The sequence below is a fragment of the Streptomyces sp. NPDC096339 genome, assembly GCF_044762985.1.
Taxonomy (GTDB): domain Bacteria; phylum Actinomycetota; class Actinomycetes; order Streptomycetales; family Streptomycetaceae; genus Streptomyces.
The window spans coordinates 16,289-32,288 of the sequence record NZ_JBIWFI010000004.1 but is presented as its reverse complement, the minus strand read 5'-3'; the positions used below and the strand labels follow the sequence as shown (position 1 = coordinate 32,288).

Annotated in this window: 14 protein-coding genes; 10 read left to right on the top strand and 4 right to left on the bottom strand. The window is 70.0% G+C overall.

Annotation, left to right across the window (positions count from 1 at the left end; all coding sequences use genetic code 11):
• Positions 1–43 precede the first annotated feature (43 nt).
• Positions 44–613: a TetR/AcrR family transcriptional regulator gene (locus tag ACIQ5Y_RS08430; RefSeq protein ID WP_403876639.1), complete on the bottom strand. Its 570-nt coding sequence runs from the start codon at positions 611–613 to the stop codon at positions 44–46.
• Between the two features lie 129 nt (positions 614–742).
• Between ACIQ5Y_RS08430 and ACIQ5Y_RS08425 the strand changes: the two genes are divergently transcribed.
• On the top strand, positions 743–1,525 hold the full coding sequence (locus ACIQ5Y_RS08425) for an alpha/beta fold hydrolase (RefSeq protein ID WP_403876636.1): 783 nt from the start codon (positions 743–745) through the stop codon (positions 1,523–1,525).
• 107 nt (positions 1,526–1,632) lie between these two features.
• Positions 1,633–2,283, top strand: coding sequence for a dihydrofolate reductase family protein (locus ACIQ5Y_RS08420; RefSeq protein ID WP_403876633.1), 651 nt, complete (start codon positions 1,633–1,635; stop codon positions 2,281–2,283).
• 62 nt (positions 2,284–2,345) lie between these two features.
• Here the strand turns inward: ACIQ5Y_RS08420 and ACIQ5Y_RS08415 are convergent, their stop codons facing one another.
• On the bottom strand, positions 2,346–4,163 hold the full coding sequence (locus tag ACIQ5Y_RS08415) for a bifunctional metallophosphatase/5'-nucleotidase (RefSeq protein ID WP_403876630.1): 1,818 nt from the start codon (positions 4,161–4,163) through the stop codon (positions 2,346–2,348).
• Positions 4,164–4,355: 192 nt separating this feature from the next.
• Between ACIQ5Y_RS08415 and mshD the strand changes: the two genes are divergently transcribed.
• The 7 genes from mshD to pstB all read left to right on the top strand — a co-directional run bounded on the left by mshD (position 4,356) and on the right by pstB (position 13,493).
• A complete protein-coding gene (gene mshD, locus ACIQ5Y_RS08410; RefSeq protein WP_403876627.1) occupies positions 4,356–5,282 on the top strand; it encodes a mycothiol synthase in 927 nt (308 codons plus the stop codon).
• A gap of 608 nt (positions 5,283–5,890) precedes the next feature.
• Positions 5,891–8,155 (top strand): RNA degradosome polyphosphate kinase, encoded by a 2,265-nt coding sequence (locus tag ACIQ5Y_RS08405; protein WP_403876624.1) that lies wholly within the window; start codon positions 5,891–5,893, stop codon positions 8,153–8,155.
• Positions 8,136–9,107, top strand: a complete 972-nt coding sequence (locus ACIQ5Y_RS08400) for a CHAD domain-containing protein (protein WP_403876622.1) — start codon at positions 8,136–8,138, stop codon at positions 9,105–9,107. Before ACIQ5Y_RS08405 ends, ACIQ5Y_RS08400 begins: the two co-directional genes overlap by 20 nt.
• A gap of 245 nt (positions 9,108–9,352) precedes the next feature.
• Positions 9,353–10,489, top strand: a complete 1,137-nt coding sequence (gene pstS / locus ACIQ5Y_RS08395; protein ID WP_403876620.1) for a phosphate ABC transporter substrate-binding protein PstS — start codon at positions 9,353–9,355, stop codon at positions 10,487–10,489.
• 129 nt (positions 10,490–10,618) lie between these two features.
• Positions 10,619–11,605 carry a phosphate ABC transporter permease subunit PstC gene (gene pstC / locus ACIQ5Y_RS08390; protein ID WP_403876617.1) on the top strand — a complete coding sequence of 329 codons (987 nt, stop codon included), beginning with the start codon at positions 10,619–10,621 and terminating at the stop codon, positions 11,603–11,605.
• Entirely contained in the window at positions 11,605–12,687 is a 1,083-nt protein-coding gene (gene pstA / locus ACIQ5Y_RS08385; protein WP_403876614.1) for a phosphate ABC transporter permease PstA, read from the top strand. Before pstC ends, pstA begins: the two co-directional genes overlap by 1 nt.
• A gap of 29 nt (positions 12,688–12,716) precedes the next feature.
• Positions 12,717–13,493 (top strand): phosphate ABC transporter ATP-binding protein PstB, encoded by a 777-nt coding sequence (gene pstB, locus ACIQ5Y_RS08380; protein ID WP_384590827.1) that lies wholly within the window; start codon positions 12,717–12,719, stop codon positions 13,491–13,493.
• A gap of 282 nt (positions 13,494–13,775) precedes the next feature.
• Here pstB and ACIQ5Y_RS08375 read toward each other — a convergent pair whose 3' ends face one another.
• Both ACIQ5Y_RS08375 and ACIQ5Y_RS08370 read right to left on the bottom strand, forming a co-directional pair.
• Positions 13,776–14,774, bottom strand: coding sequence for an anion permease (locus ACIQ5Y_RS08375; RefSeq protein ID WP_403876612.1), 999 nt, complete (start codon positions 14,772–14,774; stop codon positions 13,776–13,778).
• A 5-nt stretch (positions 14,775–14,779) separates the two neighbouring features.
• Entirely contained in the window at positions 14,780–15,400 is a 621-nt protein-coding gene (locus ACIQ5Y_RS08370) for a DUF47 domain-containing protein (RefSeq protein ID WP_384590821.1), read from the bottom strand.
• A gap of 196 nt (positions 15,401–15,596) precedes the next feature.
• Here ACIQ5Y_RS08370 and ACIQ5Y_RS08365 point away from each other — a divergent pair, with 196 nt between their 5' ends.
• Complete coding sequence (locus ACIQ5Y_RS08365) at positions 15,597–15,911, top strand: metal-sensitive transcriptional regulator (protein WP_384590818.1); 315 nt, start codon at positions 15,597–15,599, stop codon at positions 15,909–15,911.
• Positions 15,912–16,000 lie beyond the last annotated feature (89 nt).

Genomic DNA, 16,000 nt, shown 5'->3' with positions numbered 1-16,000 from the left:
GTATCGACCGGGGCCGGCCCGGCGGATCAGGGTCGGACGGGCCCTAACCCTCCAGCAAGTCCGCCATGCGGCGCAGCCCCTGGGCGAGCTCGCGGCCCTTCGGGGCCTGTTCCGGGTCGGTCAGGCACTGGACCATGACCCCGCTGAGCAGCGCGATGTGCAGCGAGCCCAGGGACCGTACGTCTTCCTCCGCGACCTCCGCCTCGGGCACGCCGGCCAGCGTGGCGGCCACCATGCGCCGGTTGCGGCGCTGCCCTTCGGCCAGGATCGCCAGCAGCTCCGGATGGGCCTGCGCGTGCACGAAGGCCTCGACGGAGGCGGTCCACAACCAGCGCATCTCGCCGAAGTCCCGGATCTTGCGGTCCCAGGTGTCGGCATAGCGCTCCTCGGCGGTTTCGCCCTGCCCGGTGAGGCGTCCGGACCCGGCGGCCCACTCCTCCATGGCGTCGAAGAGCGCCTGGTTGAGCAGGGCGTCGCGCGACCCGAAGTGGTAGCCGATCGCGGCCATGCTCACGTTCGAGGCCGTGGCGATGTCGCGCACGGTCGTGCGCAGGTACCCCTTCCCCTCCAGGCAGCGGCGGGCTCCGGCCAGCAGGTCCTCGCGATTTCCCATACCGGGATCGTATCCGCGCCCTCCGGAGGGTTGGGCAAGCGCGCAAGACGAACGTATTGCGCGCTTGCCCAAATTCTGCCAGGCTTCCGTCATCGGAAAGATCACCGGTCCACAACGGGAGGCAAGAACATGCGCAGCGAGCTGAAGATCGACGGCCGCACCCTCGCCTACACCGACTTCGGCGGCACCGGCCGCCCGCTGCTCGCCCTGCACGGCGGCATGTCCGAGGGCCGCGCCTTCACCGGGCTCGCCGCGGCCCTCGGCGAGGAGTGGCGGGTCATCGCCCCCGACCAGCGCGGCCACGGCGACTCCGACCGCGCCCCCGACTACGGCCGCGAGGGATACGTCGCCGACGCCGTCGCCCTGCTCGACCACCTCGGCCTCCACGAGCCCGTGACCGTCCTCGGCTACAGCCTGGGCGGGCTCAACGCCCTCCACCTGGCCGCCGCCCACCCCGACCGGGTCGGTGCGCTCGTCGACGTGGACGCCACGGTGCAGATCCACCCCGCCGAATCCGACTGGTTCGACTTCCTGCGCGGCGCCCGCTACACCGCCCCCACCCGCGAGGAGCTGCTGGAGGCCGCCGGACCGCTGGGCGCCCAGATCGTCGGGCAGGCGCTGCGCCCGCTCGCCGACGGCTCCGGCTGGCGGCTGCCGTTCCACCCGCAGGACCAGCTCGACTCGATCGAAGGCTGCCGCGGCGACCACTGGGACGCCTGGCTCGCGAGCGACTGCCCCGCGCTGCTCGTCCACGGCACGCGCAGCGCGGCCCTGCCCCGGGAGGTGGCCGACGCGATGGTCACCCGGCGGCCGGGAACCTCGTACGCCCCCCTGGAAGGCGACCACTTCGTGCCCTTCCAGGACCCGGAGGGCTTCTACCGCGCGGTGCAGAAGTTCCTGGCCGGTCTCTGAGCCCTCTGCGCCGACCGGGTTACCGGTCGGGCGCGTCCGGAGCGATGAGTCCGGCCCGCCGGGGCAGTCTCCAACGTTGTCGACGTCGACAACGTTGGAGGAAACGCATGGAACAGCTGTTGAGGGTCCAGAACTTCACCGTCTCCGCGGACGGATTCGGAGCCGGTGAGAACCAGACCCTGGAGAGGCCCTTCGGCCACGCCGATCCCGGCGAGATGTTCTCCTGGGCCGGCGCCACGGCGAGCTGGCCCAACCGCACCGACCCCGGGGGCAGCCGCGGCCTCGACGACTACTTCACACGGGACTTCCGGAACAACATCGGCGCCGAGATCATGGGCCGCAACAAGTTCGGTCCGCAGCGCGGTCCCTGGACGGACCTCGACTGGCGCGGCTGGTGGGGCGACGAGCCCCCGTTCCACACCCCGGTGTTCGTCATGACCCACCACGTGCGCCCCTCGTTCACCCTCTCCGACACCACGTTCCACTTCGTCGACGCCGACCCGGCCACCGTCCTGGAACGGGCGCGGGAAGCGGCGCGGGGCAAGGACGTACGGCTCGGCGGCGGGGCCACCACCGTCAGGGAGTTCCTCGACGCCGGACTCGTCGACACCCTCCACGTCGTGGTCTGCGACAAGGTGGTGCTCGGCTCCGGGGTACGGCTGTGGGAGTACCCCGAAGACCTCCTGGACCGCTACCACCTCGATGTCGTGCCCAGCCCGGCCGGCGCGGTGACGCACCACCTGTTCTGGCGCAGGTGAAACGCCGGAGGGGCGGCGGGCCAGGCCCACCGCCCCTCCGGACGCGACGACGTACCGAAGTACTACTTGATGACCGTGATCCGGTCCGCCGCCGGCGGAGCGATCGGGGTCGCGGCCGTCGACTTCATCAGGTAGGCGTTGAAGCAGTCCAGGTCGGACGGACCGTTCAGCTTGTTCTTGTGCTCCTTCAGGACGGTGAAGCCGTCACCGCCGCCCGCGAGGAACTCGTTCATCGCGACGCGGTAGGTCTTGGCGGGGTCGATCGCCGCGCCGTTCAGCTTGACCGAGTCGACGACGATCCGGTCCGCGCCGGTCTTCGTCATGTCGAGGGTGTACGTGAAGCCCTTCGACACCTGGAGGATCTTCGGGTTGGCCCCGTTGACCGGACCGGTGACCTGCTGCTGGAGCGCCGTGATCAGCTGCGCGCCGGTCAGGTCGACGACGTTCATCATGTTGTTGAACGGCTGGACCGTGTACGACTCGCCGTACGTCACCACGCCGTCGCCCTCGGCGCCCGCCGCCTTGTAGGCGAGGTCGGCGCGGATGCCGCCCGGGTTCATGATGGCGAGCTGCGCGCCGCCCTTGTCCGCCGGGGCCAGGGCCTCCAGCTGCGCGTCGGCGATCAGGTCACCCAGCGGCTTCTCCGGAGACTCCGAGCCGCGGCCCGGGATGTCGGCGGAGATGAAGCCCTGCGGGCGGTTGGCGATCGGGGCCGCCAGGGCCTTCCAGCGGTCGACCAGCTCGGTCATGTCCGGGGCCTTGGGCTGGTCCCGGGAGACGATCTTGTTGACCGGCTTGGGCGCCTTGACCGGGGTGCGGACGATGTCCTTGGTCGCCCGGTCGTAGGTGAGGGTGGTGTCCGTGAACAGCCGGCCGTAGGAGGCCGCCGAGGTCACCGTGCGCGGGTTGCCCGCCGGGTCGGGGATGTTGCAGCTGTAGGCCTGGTGCGTGTGGCCGGTCACCAGCGCGTCGACCTTCGGGTCCACGTTCTTGGCGATGTCCACGATCGCGCCCGAGATGCCGGCGCCGGCGCCCGGGGCGTCGCAGTCGTAGTTGTACGCGCCGCTCGCGGGCAGACCGCCCTCGTGGATCAGCGCGACGATCGACTTCACGCCCTGCTTGTTCAGCTCGGCGGCGTACTTGTTGATCGTCTCGACCTCGTCGCCGAACTTCAGGCCCTTCACGCCCTCGGCGGTGACGACGTCCGGGGTGCCCTCCAGGGTGACGCCGATGAAGCCGATCTTCACGTCCCCCTTCTTCCAGATGAAGGTGGGCGACAGCAGCGGACGCTTGGTCTTCTCGTCCGTGACGTTCGCGGCGAGGTACTTGAACTCGGAGCCCGTGAACTCCTTGCCGAACTCGAAGCAGCCCTCGACCGGGTGGCAGCCGCCGTACACCATGCGGCGCAGCTCGGCCTTGCCCTCGTCGAACTCGTGGTTGCCGACGCTGGTGACGTCCAGGTCGAGCTTGTTGAGCGCCTCGACGGTCGGCTCGTCGTGGAAGATGCCCGACAGCATCGGGCTGCCGCCGATCATGTCGCCGGCCGCGGCCGTGACGGAGTACTCGTGGCCCTTGCGGGCCTCGCGCAGGCTGGTCGCGAGGTACTCGACCCCGCCCGCGGGTATGGCTTTGGTGGTGCCGTCGGCCTGACGCTCGGTCACGTTGCCGGAGGAGCCCTGCGGGGGCTCCAGCGTGCCGTGGAAGTCGTTGAACGACAGCAGCTGCACGTCGACGGTGCGGGCCTGGGCGGACTTACCGCCACCACTCGCGGCTCCGGCCGGAAGGGCGGCGGCGACCACGGCCCCGGCGCCGACGGTCACGGCGAGGGCGGTGAGGGTCAACCGGCGGGCTCGGCGGTGCCGTTGTGGCGTCGCTGACATTTAATCCCCTTTGTGGACAGCGATACTGCTTGGGAGGTCCGCCGAAGCCTATTGTCAACGCGCGTAGCACGACAGGGGGTAACCGGTATCGAGCTGGTTACATGCAGAAGAAGGAACCGCCCCCGCCGGTACGGAGCCGGACAACGCGGGCTGATCCTCCCCGACTCGAACGAGACGGCCTAGGCTCGTGTCATGACTGACGCAACAGCGGCCCTGGAGCCGGGACGGCAGATTGAGACCCTCGACGAACTGACGGAGGAACAGGCCGATGCCGTCCTCGCGCTGATCGAGGACGCGGCCCGGTCGGACGGCACCACCGCCGTGTCCGAGCAGGGCCGGCTCCAGTTGCGCGGCGGGCCGCGCGAGGGGATCCGGCACTTCCTGCTCACCGATGGCGGGCGGCTCGCCGGATACGGGCAACTGGAGGACACCGACCCGGTGGAGGCCCCGGCCGCCGAGCTCGTCGTCCACCCCGCACTGCGCGGCCGCGGCCACGGGCGCGCGCTGGGCTCGGCCCTGCTGGCCGCCTCCGGCAAGCGGATCCGCGTATGGGCGCACGGCGGCAAGTCCGCGGCCCGGCACCTGGCGCAGGTGCTCGGGCTGACCCTCTTCCGCGAGCTCCGTCAGCTGCGCCGCCCGCTGGCCGAAGGCGACCCGCTGCCCGAGCCGGTCCTGCCGACCGGCGTGACGGTACGGACCTTCGTACCCGGCGCCGACGACGCCGCCTGGCTCGCGGTGAACGCGGCCGCCTTCGCCCACCACCCCGAGCAGGGCGCGCTGACCCAGCGCGACCTGAACGACCGGATCGCCCAGCCCTGGTTCGACGCGGACGGCTTCTTCCTCGCCGAGCGCGAGGGCGAGCTCGTCGGCTTCCACTGGACGAAGGTCCACGAGGCGGACAAGCTCGGCGAGGTCTACGTACTCGGCGTCCGCCCGGGCGCCCAGGGCGGCGGCCTCGGCAAGGCCCTCACCTCGATCGGCCTGCGCCACCTGGCGGCCCAGGGCCTCCCGACGGCGATGCTCTACGTGGACGCCGACAACCCGGCGGCCCTCCGCGTCTACGAGGGCATGGGCTTCACCACCCACGAGGTGGACCTGATGTACCGCACGGAAAGCTGACCACGCCCCGGGGGCGCCGGTCCCGGCGCCCCCACCGGCCGAAAACCCACTCACCGACGAACCCGGCGCGACCAGGCAAAGACCCCCTCGCCGGCGAACCCGCCCCCACCGGCCAAAGACCCCCTCCTCGGCGAACCCGCCCCCGCCGGGCAAAGATCCGCTCCTCGGCGAACCCGGCGCGGCCGGGCGAAACCAGCCCCTCCGGCGTTTGAGGAGCGGGGTCCGGGGCAGAGCCCCGAAAGCCCGGGCGCAGCCCGGGGACGCTCGCGCAACGGCGCCGCACCCGCAACCGCTCAGCCCCGCCGACTCCAGCCCGCCGACGCTCGAAGCGCGGAGCCCGAGGCGCGGAACCCACGGCACGGGGGCCCGAGGCGCGGAGCCCGAGGCGCGGAACCCACGGCACGGAACCCACGGCACGGGGCCCGAGGCCCACCGCCACGCCCACACCGGTCCGTGCGGCAGCCGGACCCGGGAAGCCACACGCCATTAACCGCGCATTCAGACGCGCTTGCGACGCTCCGTGAATGCAGCCCCGGCAGCCCCGACTCCGACTGACGGCCGACACTTCCGACGCGCCTGTCCTACCGCGTGCGCGGAAGAATGGAGTCATGAGCCACAAGCCCAGCGCAGGCCCCACCGAGGTCCCCGCCCAGCACCCGTCTCACACCGCCACCACCACCAGCACCGCGGCGCAGTTCAGCGCGCCGCCGCGGCTGGGGTCCATAGCCGCGCACCGGCCCCACGTGGGCCTGGATCCGGACCTCGACGCCGATCTGGACGCGTACGAGGACAAGGACGGCAACGAGCTCCCCCCTGGCCGGTTCCTCGACCGGGAGCGCAGCTGGCTCGCCTTCAACGAGCGCGTGCTCGAACTCGCCGAAGACCCCACGACGCCCCTCCTGGAGCGGGCGAACTTCCTGGCGATCTTCGCGAGCAACCTCGACGAATTCTTCATGGTCCGCGTCGCCGGCCTCAAACGGCGTATCGCGACCGGTGTCGCCACCCGTTCGGCCTCCGGCCTGCAGCCCCGCGAGGTCCTGGACCTGATCTGGACCCGCTCCCGCGAGCTCATGGCCCGGCACGCCGCCTGCTTCCAGCAGGACATCGCCCCGGCCCTCGCCGAGGAGGGCGTGCACCTGATCCGCTGGCCGGACCTCACGGAGAAGGAGCAGGCCCGTCTCTTCACGCTGTTCCGGAACCAGATCTTCCCGGTGCTCACCCCGCTGGCCGTGGACCCCGCGCACCCGTTCCCGTACATCTCCGGCCTCTCCCTCAACCTGGCCGTCGTCGTACGCAACCCGGTCAGCGGCCACCGCCACTTCGCCCGGGTCAAGGTCCCGCCGATCCTCTCCCGCTTCCTGGAGGCCTCCCCGCAGCGCTACGTCCCGCTGGAGGACGTCATCGCCGCGCACCTGGAGGAACTGTTCCCCGGCATGGAGGTGCTCGCGCACCACATGTTCCGCGTGACCCGCAACGAGGACCTCGAGGTGGAGGAGGACGACGCCGAGAACCTCCTCCAGGCCCTGGAGAAGGAGCTCATGCGGCGCCGCTTCGGCCCGCCCGTGCGCCTGGAGGTCGAGGAGTCCATCGACCCGGGCGTCCTGGACCTCCTCGTACAGGAGCTGAAGGTCAACGCCTCCGAGGTGTACCCGCTGCCCGGGCCGCTGGACCTGACCGCGCTCTTCGGGATCGCCTCGCTGGACATCCCGGAGCTGAAGTTCCCGAAGTTCGTCGCCGGCACCCACCGGGACCTCGCGGAGGTCGAGTCCGCGTCCGCGCCCGACATCTTCGCCGCGCTGCGCGAGCGGGACGTCCTGCTGCACCACCCGTACGACTCGTTCTCCACCTCGGTGCAGGCCTTCCTGGAGCAGGCCGCCGCCGACCCTGACGTCCTCGCGATCAAGCAGACGCTCTACCGCACCTCCGGCGACTCGCCGATCGTGGACGCGCTGATCGACGCCGCGGACGCCGGCAAGCAGGTCCTCGTACTCGTCGAGATCAAGGCCCGCTTCGACGAGCAGGCCAACATCAAGTGGGCGCGCAAGCTGGAGGAGTCCGGCTGCCACGTCGTCTACGGGCTCGTCGGGCTCAAGACCCACTGCAAGCTCTCGCTCGTCGTCCGCCAGGAGGGCGAGACGCTGCGCCGCTACTCGCACGTGGGCACCGGCAACTACCACCCCAAGACCGCCCGGCTCTACGAGGACCTCGGCCTGCTCACCGCCGACCCGCAGGTCGGCGCGGACCTCTCGGACCTGTTCAACCGGCTGTCGGGCTACTCGCGCCGCGAGACCTACCGCCGTCTGATGGTGGCCCCGCGCTCGCTGCGCGACGGGCTGATAGCGCGCATCGACAAGGAGGCGGCCCACCACCGGCTCGGCCGCCCCGCGTACGTGCGCATGAAGATGAACTCGATCGTCGACGAGGCGCTCATCGACTCGCTCTACCGGGCCTCCCAGGCCGGCGTGCCCGTCGACATCTGGGTCCGCGGCATCTGTGCCGTGCGCCCCGGGGTCCCCGGGCTCTCGGAGAACATCCGGGTCCGCTCGATCCTCGGCCGCTTCCTGGAACACTCCCGGGTCTTCGCCTTCGGCAACGGCGGCGAGCCCGAGGTGTGGATCGGCAGCGCCGACATGATGCACCGCAATCTCGACCGCCGAATCGAAGCACTGGTCAGGGTCGCCGACCCGGCCCACCGCGCGGCACTGGACCGGATGCTGGAGACCGGCATGTCCGACCTCACCTCCTCCTGGCACCTGGGCCCGGACGGCGAATGGACCCGGCACAGCACGGACTCCGAGGGCCAGCCGCTGCGGCACGTACAGGAGATGCTCATAGACGCCCGGAGGCGCCGGCGTGGCTCAGCCAAACCATGACCCGACCGCAGGTGACGTGCTCGGCGTCTACCTGACATCCCAAGCCACGGCTTTCCTGCGCGCGCTGCGCCTGCACGATGCGGGCGCGGCGGGCACGTCGGATTCCGTGGAGAGCAGTGAGGCGGCGCGCGGCCTGCGGGGGGCCGCGCGCCGGATCAGCGGCTCGCTGGCCACCTTCCGGGGGGTGACGGAATCCTCCTGGGCGGACGGGCTGCGCACCGAGCTGGTGTGGCTGTCCACGACGCTGGCCGACGAGCACGCGTACGCGGCCCGGCTGACCCGGCTGATGGACGCGCTGCACCGGCTGTCGGGGTCCTCCTCCGCGGACGTGCCGGGCCCCCGCGCCGGCGCGGGCGCCCTCACGGTGGGTTCGGCCCGGGCGGGCGCACTGCTGGAACGGCAGCTCACCCTGGCCCGGACGCGCGCCCACTCGGCCACCCTCCAGGCCCTCGGCTCGGCCCGCTTCCACGCGGTGGCGGACGCGGTGGCGGTGCTGGCCTCGGAGGTCCCGCTGAACCTGGTCGCGGCCCGCGGCCGGGTGTCGGAGGTCCTGGCCCCCCTGGCTGAGGTGGCCGAAAACCGTCTGGCGACGGCGGTCGCGGCGCTCCCGCCGGTCGACCACTCACACCCGTACGACTGCGATCACGACGGGCTCTGGCACGAGGTGCGCCGACTGCTGCGCACCCACCGCTACGCACGGGAGGCGCTCGGCGGCGACGTGGCCCGGCTGGCCGCGGCCGGCGAGGCCCTGGACCGGCACCGCGACGCGGCCGAAGCCGCGGCGGCCTCGGCGACGGCGGCCCGCACCCCGCGCATCGCCCCGGCCACGGCGTACGCGCTGGGCGTGCTGCACGCCGACCAGCGGCACGAGGTCGAGGCGGCCCGGGCGGCCTTCCAGGGCATCTGGCTCCCGCAGCCCCTCCCGGAACCCGTCGCAATCACGCCACGGTAACGGAGGAATAACGGATGCTTACGGCCGTGTACATACCAGTCGGAACGCACCGGGCCGTCCGCCACGGTTCACCGTCCGTTCACTCTCCTCGGTCGGCTGCTTCACCTGTTCTGCCTAATTTCGGTGGTGCAAGGAGCGAGTCGCCGGTCGGACCAGCGGCTCACCCGGGCAAACCGACGTAGTCCTCTTCGCACGCCGCCCCGATACAGAAAGCGGCCGGCGGCTTCTGGAAGGAACACCCGAAAGTGAAGCTTCAGCGCAAGAACATGCTTCGTGCCTCTGCCCTCGGGGCGCTCGTCGTGTCCGGCGCCCTGGTCCTCACGGCGTGCGGCTCGGACGACAACACCAAGACCGCCGAAGGCAGCCCGAAGGCCTCCGCCCCCGCCGCCGGCGACATCAAGTGCGCCGACGCCAAGGGCAAGCTCCTGGCCTCCGGCTCCTCCGCCCAGAAGAACGCGGTCGAGCTGTGGATCAAGAACTACATGGCCGCCTGCTCGGGCGTCGAGGTGAACTACAAGTCCTCCTCCTCCGGTGAGGGCATCGTCGCGTTCAACCAGGGCACCGTCGGCTTCGCCGGCTCCGACTCGGCGCTGAAGCCGGAGCAGGTCGAGGAGTCCAAGAAGGTCTGCACCGGTGGTCAGGGCATCGACCTCCCGATGGTCGGCGGCCCGATCGCCCTCGGCTTCAACGTCGCCGGCGTGGACAAGCTGAACCTGGACGCCGCCACGATCGCCAACATCTTCAACGACAAGATCAAGAAGTGGGACGACGAGGCGATCAAGAAGCTGAACCCCGGCGTCACGCTTCCCTCCACCGCCATCCAGGCCTTCCACCGCTCTGACGACTCGGGCACCACCGAGAACCTCACCAAGTACCTGAAGGCCGCCGCCCCCGACGCGTGGACCGCCGAGCCCGCGAAGAAGTGGGCCGCCCCGGGCGGCCAGGCCGCCTCCGGCTCCGCCGGTGTCGCCGCCCAGGTCAAGCAGGTCGACGGTGCGATCGGCTACTTCGAGCTCTCCTTCGCCAGCGCCCAGAACATCAAGACCGTCGACCTGAACACCGGCGCCTCCGCCCCGGTCAAGGCCTCCGGCGAGAACGCCTCCAAGGCCATCGCCGCCGCCAAGATCGCCGGCACCGGTTCCGACCTGGCCCTGAAGCTCGACTACACCACCAAGGCCGAGGGCGCCTACCCGCTGACCCTGGTCACCTACGAGGTCGTCTGCGACAAGGGCAACAAGGCGGAGACCCTGCCGACCGTGAAGTCCTTCCTCAACTACACCGCCTCGGACGCGGGCCAGAAGGTCCTCCTCGAGAACGGCTACGCGCCGATCCCGGCCGAGATCAACGCGAAGGTCCGCGAGGTCATCAACTCGCTCGGCTAAATCCTGACCCCGAGGTCCGGTCCGCCCCCCGTCCGGGGCGGGCCGGACTCCGGGACCCTCCCCTCCACCCGGGGGAAATCCGGTGCACCGCCGCCAGGGGGCCTGCCCCCCACACAGACCGGAAAGACCATGGCTTTCACACCCACCCAGATAGACACGGCTCCGCCAGTCCTCTCCAAGAGCAAGTCCACCGGCCGCGCCGGTGACAAGATCTTCGCCGGGCTCTCCAAGGGCTCCGGCATCCTGCTCCTGGTGATCATGGCGTCGATCGCCGCCTTCCTCACCTACCGCGCCTCGATCGCCCTGTCGAAGAACGAGGGGAACTTCCTCACCACCTTCGACTGGAACGCGTCGGCCAACCCGCCCGTCTTCGGCATCGCCGTCCTGCTCTTCGGCACCGTCGTCAGCTCGATCATCGCGATGGCCATCGCGGTTCCGATCGCTGTCGGCATCGCCCTGTTCATCTCGCACTACGCGCCGCGCAAGCTGGCCGCGCCGATCGCGTACGTGGTCGACCTGCTGGCCGCCGTGCCGTCGATCATCTACGGCATCTGGGGCGCCCTCTTCCTGGTGCCGCAGCTGAACGGCCTGAACCTCTGGCTCGACGAGTTCTTCGGCTGGACCTACGTCTTCGACAAGACCCAGGTCGGCGTCGCCCGCTCCCTCTTCACCGTCGGCATCCTGCTCGCGATCATGATCCTGCCGATCGTGACCAGCGTCAGCCGCGAGGTCTTCCTGCAGGTCCCGCGCATGAACGAGGAGGCCGCCCTGGCCCTCGGCGCGACCCGCTGGGAGGTCATCCGCATGTCGGTGCTGCCCTTCGGCCGCTCCGGTGTCATCTCCGCCTCGATGCTCGGCCTCGGCCGCGCGCTCGGCGAGACCATGGCCGTCGCGACCGTCCTCTCCCCGAGCTTCCTGATCTCCTTCCACGTCCTGAACCCCGGCGGCGGCACCTTCGCGCAGAACATCGCCGCGAAGTTCGACGAGGCCAACGAGTTCGGCCGTGACGCGCTGATCGCCTCGGGTCTGGTCCTCTTCCTGCTCACCCTGCTGGTCAACGGTGCAGCTCGCCTGATCATCGCTCGCCGCAAGGACTTCTCGGGGGCGAACGCCTGATGAGCCACGCAATCCAGGACCAGCGCCCCGCCCGGGCCCCCCGGTCCGCCGCCCCCACCAGCCTGACCCGCGGCGGCCTGCCCCGCTGGGCCCCGGCCGGCATCGCGGCCCTCTCGATCGCCCTCGGCTGCGGCATCGGCCTCGGCTTCGGCCTCGACAGCAAGGTCCAGTGGGGTCTGCTCGCGGCCCTCCTCTTCGTCGTCATCACGTACACCGCCAGCGCGGTGATCGAGAACGCCCGCCAGGCCAAGGACCGCGTCGCGACCTCCCTCATGTGGGTCTGCTTCGTCCTCGCGGTGATCCCGCTGCTCTCGCTGATGTGGACCACGATCAGCCGCGGCCTGAAGCTGCTCAGCGGGAACTTCCTCTCGCACTCCATGAACGGCGTGACCAGCTTCGACGAGGGCGGCGGCGTCTACCACGCGCTGCTCGGCACCATCGAGCAGGTCGCCCTGGCCACCCTGATCGCCGCGCCGATCGGCCTGCTGACCGCCGTCTACCTCGTCGAGTACGGCAAGGGCTCGCTCGCCAAGGCCGTCACCTTCTTCGTCGACGTCATGACCGGCATCCCCTCCATCGTCGCGGGTCTGTTCATCCTGACGACCTGGAACCTGATGCTCGGCTTCGGCCCCTCCGGCTTCGCCGGCGCCATGGCCCTGTCGATCCTGATGATGCCCGTCGTGGTCCGCTCCACCGAGGAGATGCTCAAGCTCGTCCCGAACGAGCTGCGCGAGGCCGCCCTGGCCCTCGGTGTGCCGAAGTGGCGCGTGATCCTCAAGGTCGTGCTCCCCACCGCCATCGGCGGTATCGCCACCGGCGTCATGCTGGCAGTGGCACGCATCGCGGGCGAGACCGCCCCGATCATGCTGCTGGTCTTCGGTACCCAGCTGATCAACGGCAACCCCTTCGAAGGCGCCCAGTCCTCGCTCCCCCTCTACATCTGGGAGCAGTACAAGGTCGGCAGTGAAGCCTCCTACGACCGGGCATGGGCCGCAGCGCTCGTCCTGATCGCCTTCGTCATGATCCTCAATCTGGTGGCCCGCGGCATCGCCCGCTGGAAGGCCCCGAAGACCGGTCGCTGACGCGACTACTGAAAGCGAAGTGACCCCTCATGGCTAAGCGAATCGACGTCAGCGGACTGTCCGCCTTCTACGGCGCCCACAAGGCCATCGACGACATCTCGATGACCGTGGAGCCCCGCTCCGTGACCGCCTTCATCGGCCCGTCCGGCTGCGGCAAGTCCACCTTCCTGCGCACCCTCAACCGCATGCACGAGGTCACCCCCGGCGGCCGCGTCGAGGGCAAGGTCCTGCTGGACGACGAGAACCTGTACGGCACGGGCGTGGACCCGGTCGCGGTCCGCCGCACCGTCGGCATGGTCTTCCAGCGCCCCAACCCCTTCCCCACCATGTCGATCTTCGACAACGTGGCGGCGGGCCTGCGCCTGAACGGCAAGTACAAGAAGTCCGAGCTCACGGACATCGTGGAGCGGTCCCTCAAGGGCGCCAACCTCTGGAACGAGGTCAAGGACCGCCTGAACAAGCCGGGCTCCGGCCTCTCCGGCGGTCAGCAGCAGCGTCTGTGCATCGCCCGCGCCATCGCGGTCGAGCCGCAGGTCCTGCTGATGGACGAGCCCTGCTCGGCCCTCGACCCGATCTCCACCCTCGCGATCGAGGACCTGATCGGCGAGCTCAAGGAGCGCTTCACGATCGTCATCGTGACGCACAACATGCAGCAGGCGGCCCGCGTTTCGGACCGTACCGCCTTCTTCAACCTCGCCGCCGTCGGCCAGCCGGGCAAGCTCATCGAGCTCGACGACACGGACCGGATCTTCTCCAACCCGTCCGTCCAGGCCACCGAGGACTACATCTCGGGCCGCTTCGGCTAAACCCCGAGGTCACAGACGTCCTGCGGTGCTGCATGGCGGTGCCACCGCAAGGCGAAAGAAAAAGGGCTGGCTCCCCCTGGGTGGGGGGAGCCGGCCCGCTCTCGTTCTCGGCGGCCGCACCGCCTGGGTCGCACCCCGAGCAGGGGGGGGGCGGTTCCGCCCGGACGAACGCCAGGTCCACGCCCCGGAAGCACGGCGCGGCGACCAGCGCCGCCGCCGGCATCGCGATACCGCATCCCCCGGGGGACGACCCCCGGACCCCCAGCAGGAGGGCGGCTCCGCCTAGACGAAGGCGAGATCGACCACCCAGAAGCACAACGCGGCCACCAGCGCCGCCGCCGGCATCGTAATGAACCAGCCCAGGACGATGTTCTTGGCGACGCCCCAGCGGACCGCGTTCACGCGCTTCGTCGCGCCCACGCCCATGATCGCCGAGGTGATCACGTGAGTGGTGGAGATCGGCGCGTGGAAGAGGTACGCCGAGCCGAACATGATCGAGGCACCCGTGGTCTCCGCCGCGAAGCCCTGCGGCGGATCCAGCTCGATGATCTTCCGGCCGAGCGTCCGCATGATGCGCCAGCCGCCCGCGTACGTACCCAGCGACAGCATCACCGCGCACACGATCTTGACCCAGACCGGGATCGGGTCGTCGGCGGTCTGCACGTCGGCGATGACCAGGGCCATCACCACGATGCCCATCGTCTTCTGCGCGTCCTGGAGGCCGTGGCCCAGCGCCATCGCGGCCGCGGACACGGTCTGCGCGATACGGAAGCCGTGCTTGGCCTTGTGCGGGTTGGAGCGGCGGAACATCCACAGGATGACCACCATCACCAGGTAACCGGCGGTCAGACCGACGACCGGCGAGACGAACATCGGGATGATGACCTTGTCGATCACACCCGACCAGATCACCCCGGTACCGCCCGCCAGCGCCGCACCCACCATGCCGCCGAACAACGCGTGCGAGGAGGAGGAGGGCAGTCCGAAGTACCAGGTGATCAGGTTCCAGACGATCGCACCGGCCAGGGCCGCGAACAGGATCCACATGCCCGTGGCGCCCGTGGGCGTCTCGATCAGGCCCTCGCTGACCGTCTTGGCCACCCCGCTGCCGAGGAAGGCGCCGGCGAGGTTCATCACGGCGGCCATGGCGAGCGCCGCGCGCGGGGTCAGCGCCCGCGTGGAGACCGACGTCGCGATGGCGTTCGCGGAGTCGTGGAAGCCGTTCGTATACGTGAAACCGAGCGCGACACCGATGGTCACGACCAGAGCAAAGGTGTCCACGAGGTTCAGGACTCCTTGACCGCGATGGTCTCCACCGTGTTCGCGACGTGCTCGAACGCGTCGGCCGCCTCTTCGAGCACGTCGACGATCTGCTTGAGCTTCAGCACCTCGATGGCGTCGTACTTGCCGTTGAAGAGCTGGGCGAGCAGCTTGCGGTGGATCTGGTCGGCCTGGTTCTCAAGACGGTTGACCTCGATCCAGTACTCGGTGAGGTTGTCCATCGTCCGCAGGTGCGGCATCGCCTCCGCGGTCAGCTCCGCCGCCCGCGCCAGCACCTCGATCTGCTGCTCGACGCCCTTGGGGAGCTCCTCCACGTTGTAGAGGACGACCAGGTCGACCGCCTCCTCCATGAAGTCCATGATGTCGTCGAGCGACGAGGCCAGGCTGTAGATGTCCTCGCGGTCGAACGGCGTGATGAAGGAGGAGTTCAGCTGGTGGAAGATCGCGTGGGTCGCGTCGTCCCCCGCGTGTTCCGCTGCCCGCATCCGCTCCGCGATCTCGGCCCGGGCGGAGGAGTCCGCTCCGAGCAGTTCCATCAGGAGCTTGGAGCCCGTGACGATGTTGTCCGCGGATGCGGCGAACATGTCGTAGAAGCTCGTCTCCCTGGGGGTCAGACGAAATCGCACGTGAGGTCCTCGGGGTGCATTGGATTCGGTCAGGCTGATGCTAGGCGCATCCCCCGGTCACGGCTAACCGGCGGTTCCGGGCAGTTCCCCAGTGTCCTCCATCAGGCAGAGTGAGGACCACGGACCCCTGTCCCTTCGACAGGAGCCCGGTATCATATACCCACGAGGGGTATGCGCGGACCACACGGGAGAAGTCATGACGACCATCGAGGCCGAGGGTTCCGGAGCCGTCCACGGCTACCACCACCAGAAGGCCGAGCACCTCAAGCGGCTGCGCCGGATCGAGGGCCAGATCCGCGGCCTCCAGCGGCTCGTCGACGAGGACGTGTACTGCATCGACATACTCACCCAGGTCTCCGCGAGCACGAAGGCCCTCCAGTCCTTCGCGCTCCAGCTCCTGGAGGAGCACCTGCGCCACTGCGTGGCGGACGCCGCGGTCAAGGGCGGCACGGAGATCGACGCCAAGGTGGAAGAGGCCACGAAGGCCATCGCCCGGCTGCTGCGCACGTAACCGATTGCCACGCCCGGACGCCGGGCCCCACCCGCCGGGCGTTCGAGGCACACCCACCCAGCCCCCGCCGGGCGTTCGAGGCACACCCA